Source organism: Mesorhizobium sp. M7A.F.Ca.US.005.03.2.1, assembly GCF_003997795.1.
GTDB classification, from domain to species: domain Bacteria; phylum Pseudomonadota; class Alphaproteobacteria; order Rhizobiales; family Rhizobiaceae; genus Mesorhizobium; species Mesorhizobium ciceri.
Genome location: NZ_RZRP01000699.1, coordinates 1 through 3365, shown reverse-complemented (window position 1 = coordinate 3365; position 3365 = coordinate 1). Strand labels below are relative to the sequence as shown.

The window sequence follows — 3365 nt, the reverse complement described above, 5'->3', positions numbered from 1 at the left end:
GTCTGCGAGCGCATGGATGGCAACTGGTCGCTGAAACCGGTGGCGCTGCCCGAAAACGGCAATGTCGGCATCAGTCATGCCGAGCAGTTCGGCTCGAGTGTGTCCTTCTCCTTCACCGATTTCCTGACCCCGAGTTCGATCATCTGGTCCGACGACAATGGCGAGACGCTCGCCACCGTGAAGTCGCAGCCGGCGCGTTTCGATGCCTCGCCGCTGATCTCGGAACAGTTCGAGGCGCGCTCCAAGGACGGCACGATGATCCCCTATTTCGTCGTCAGGCGGCGCGACCAGAAAGGTCCGGTGCCGACGCTGCTTTACGGCTATGGCGGCTTCGAAGTGCCGCTGCTGCCCGGCTATGCCGGCGTGCGTGGTAAGCTGTGGCTGGAGAAAGGCAATGCCTATGTGCAGGCATGCATCCGCGGCGGCGGCGAGTTCGGCCCGGCCTGGCATCAAGCGGCGCTCAAGGGCAATCGCCAAAACGGATTCGACGATTTCGCAGCGGTCGCGCAGGACGTCGTCAAGCGCGGCATCGCGACAGCAAGCTCGCTCGGCATCCAGGGTGGTTCGAATGGCGGCTTGCTGACCGGCGTTTCCTTGACGCAGCATCCCGAGCTTTTCGGCGCCGTCATCATCGAGGTGCCGCTGCTCGACATGCTGCGTTACGCCGAATTGCCGCCTGGAGCCTCGTGGATGGCCGAATATGGCGATCCGTCGAAACCCGAAGACGCGAAGTGGCTTTCAGCCTACTCGCCCTACCAGCATGTCGACGCCGCTGCCGCCTATCCGCCTGTGCTGCTGACCACATCGACCGCTGACGATCGAGTCCATCCCGGCCATGCGCGCAAGATGGCCGCCCGCTTGCAGGAAGCCGGCCATGCGAGGACGCTGTTCTTCGAGGAGACCGAGGGCGGCCATGGCGGGCGTGGCGACCGCCGGCCGCAGGCGGCGCAGACGGCGATGAAATATGTCTTCCTGCAAAGGGCGCTGACAGCCAAGGCCTAGAGTCATTCAGTTATGGGCCAAGCAAAGGGTGGTTCTCCTCGAGCAGCCTTTGCTCTAAGGTGGCTTCCATGGCTCTCGTCAGGACGTTGATTGACGCATTTGAGGCTCGCGCATTGCGGGTCGCGGTGACGCCGTCACCGCGCACGCTGCGCGCCGAGCTTTTGCGGCTGTGTGCCCGCATCGGCTATTCGCCACCTCTCTGCCTCTGAAGCATTCGCCCCGGCTTGGCCGGATAGAATCCAGAGGGAAGATCAGACATGACCTATCAGAATTATTCGCTGACGCAGCTTCAGCAGATCGACGCCGCGCATCATCTGCATCCGTTCACCGACCACAAGGAAATGCGCGGGGCCGGGTCGCGCATCATCACCCATGCCAACGGCCCTTTCATCTACGATTCCGAGGGGGCTGAAATCCTCGACGGCATGGCCGGGCTGTGGTGCGTCAACATCGGCTATGGCCGTGACGAGCTGGCCGAGGCCGCCTATGCCCAGATGAAGGAACTGCCTTACTACAACTCCTTCTTCAAATGCTCGACGCCGACGCCAGTGCTGCTGTCCAAGAAGCTGGCGGAGATCGCGCCGAAGCACGTCAACCAGGTATTCTACGGCTCTTCCGGGTCGGAAGCCAACGACACCGCGCTGCGCCTCGTGCGCCACTATTGGGTGCTGGAGGGCAAGCCGGAGAAGAACCGCATCATCTCGCGCAAGATGGCCTATCACGGCTCGACCGTTGCCGGCACCTCGCTCGGCGGCATGGATGGTATGCACAAGCAGCTCAACGGTGCGGTGCCCAACATCGTCCATGTGATGATGCCCTATGCCTATGAGCTGGCGCTGCCTGGCGAGAGCGATCATGATTTCGGTCTGCGCGCGGCCGGGGCTGTCGAGGAGGCGATCCTCGAAGCCGGCGCCGACAAGGTTGCCGCGTTTATCGGCGAGCCGATCATGGGAGCCGGCGGCGTGAAGATACCGCCGGCGAGCTATTGGCCGGAAGTGCAGCGCATCTGCCGTAAATACGATGTCCTGCTGATGCTGGACGAAGTCATCACCGGTTATGGACGCACCGGCGAATGGTTTGCCGCACAGACACTCGGCATCGAGCCAGACACGATCACCACGGCCAAGGCGCTGACCTCGGGCTATCAGCCGCTGTCGGCATTGCTGGTTGGCGACCGCATCGCCTCGACGCTGGTCGAGAAGGGCGGCGAGTTCAACCATGGCTACACCTATTCCGGGCACCCGGTGGCCTGCGCCGTGGCGCTGAAGAACCTCGAGATCATCGAGCGCGAAGGGCTGGTCGACCGCGTCCGGAACGACACCGGCCCTTACTTCGCCAAGGCGTTGCAGGAGCGCATTGCCGGACATGATCTGGTCGGCGAGGTCCGTTCGATCGGACTGATGGGCGCGATCGAGATCGTCAAGGACAAGGCGACCAAGGAGCGGTTCCTGCCGGCTGGAAGTGCGGCGGTAACCGTGCGGGATCACGCCATCACGAATGGCATGATGCTGCGCGCCACCGGCGACACGATGATCCTGTCGCCGCCGCTGATCTGGACCCGCGATACGATCGATATGGCCTGCGACCGCATCTCGAAGGCGCTGGATCTGGCGCAAGCCGATCTTCGCAAGCGGTAGAACTCGACCCCTTGGCTGGGCGCTCTTCGGCGGGCGCGCCCAGCCTTGAGACCATGCCGAAGCGGCGAGGGAACGAATTCCATCACAAGCGCGTAGTGTGTGGGGCAGCGGCTGATTCGGCCGCCACAAGGGGTTTGTTTCCATGAGAAAAACCGGCAAGAGCCGACGGACGCGAGAAGCGGCCAGCATCGGCGGCGACCTGATGCTGGCGCCGCTGGTGGCGATGATGCGGCTGCCGTTGATGGCCATGGATGGCGCGAGCCGCCAGCCATGGAGTACGGAGACGGCGCGTGCGGTCAACGAGAAGACCGCCGCTATGGCCGAAGGCGCGTTTGCGGCACAAATGTCTTTCCTGCAATCGGCATCGCGGTTCTGGCCGGAAGTCTTTTCCGGCCGCACGCCGTCGCTGTTCAACGGGGTTGCGGCGGAGCGCTCGATCAGCGCCGCGCTGAAGCCGGCAAGCCGTGCCGTGAAAGCGAATTTTCGCCGGCTGTCCAACAAGACCGGACCGGGGTTGCAAAACTTTGATTTTGCGCATCGAGGAGCGCATGCGCTAGAATCAGTCCGTACGTTACCGATTGGGGACATGATGGCCGGACAACCGCTCAACCAGCCGGCTGAAATTCCAGCCGAACTCGACCGCTGGAACTGGGGCGCCTTCTTCCTCAACTGGATCTGGGGCATCGGCAACAGCACCTTCATTGCGTTGCTGGCGCTGATCCCTGT

General features: G+C 63.0%; 4 protein-coding genes. All 4 read left to right on the top strand.

Annotated features, from left to right (window positions below):
* Nucleotides 1–1002 (top strand): prolyl oligopeptidase family serine peptidase (locus EN991_RS28605; RefSeq protein ID WP_164769432.1); only part of this gene is annotated, 1002 nt, incomplete at its 5' end.
* A 68-nt stretch (nucleotides 1003–1070) separates the two neighbouring features.
* Nucleotides 1071–1211, top strand: coding sequence for a capsid protein (locus EN991_RS28600; protein WP_082826679.1), 141 nt, complete (start codon nucleotides 1071–1073; stop codon nucleotides 1209–1211).
* Between the two features lie 48 nt (nucleotides 1212–1259).
* Nucleotides 1260–2639, top strand: a complete 1380-nt coding sequence (locus EN991_RS28595; protein WP_127365792.1) for an aspartate aminotransferase family protein — start codon at nucleotides 1260–1262, stop codon at nucleotides 2637–2639.
* 202 nt (nucleotides 2640–2841) lie between these two features.
* A partial coding sequence (locus EN991_RS41160) for a hypothetical protein (protein WP_245461095.1) occupies nucleotides 2842–3365 on the top strand: 524 nt, incomplete at its 3' end.

Excerpts from the sequence above, each read along its gene's own strand:
- EN991_RS28600 (WP_082826679.1), top strand. The coding sequence starts at position 1,071 with ATGGCTCTCGTCAGGACGTTGATTGACGCATTTGAGGCTCGCGCATTG.
- EN991_RS28595 (WP_127365792.1), top strand. The coding sequence starts at position 1,260 with ATGACCTATCAGAATTATTCGCTGACGCAGCTTCAGCAGATCGACGCC.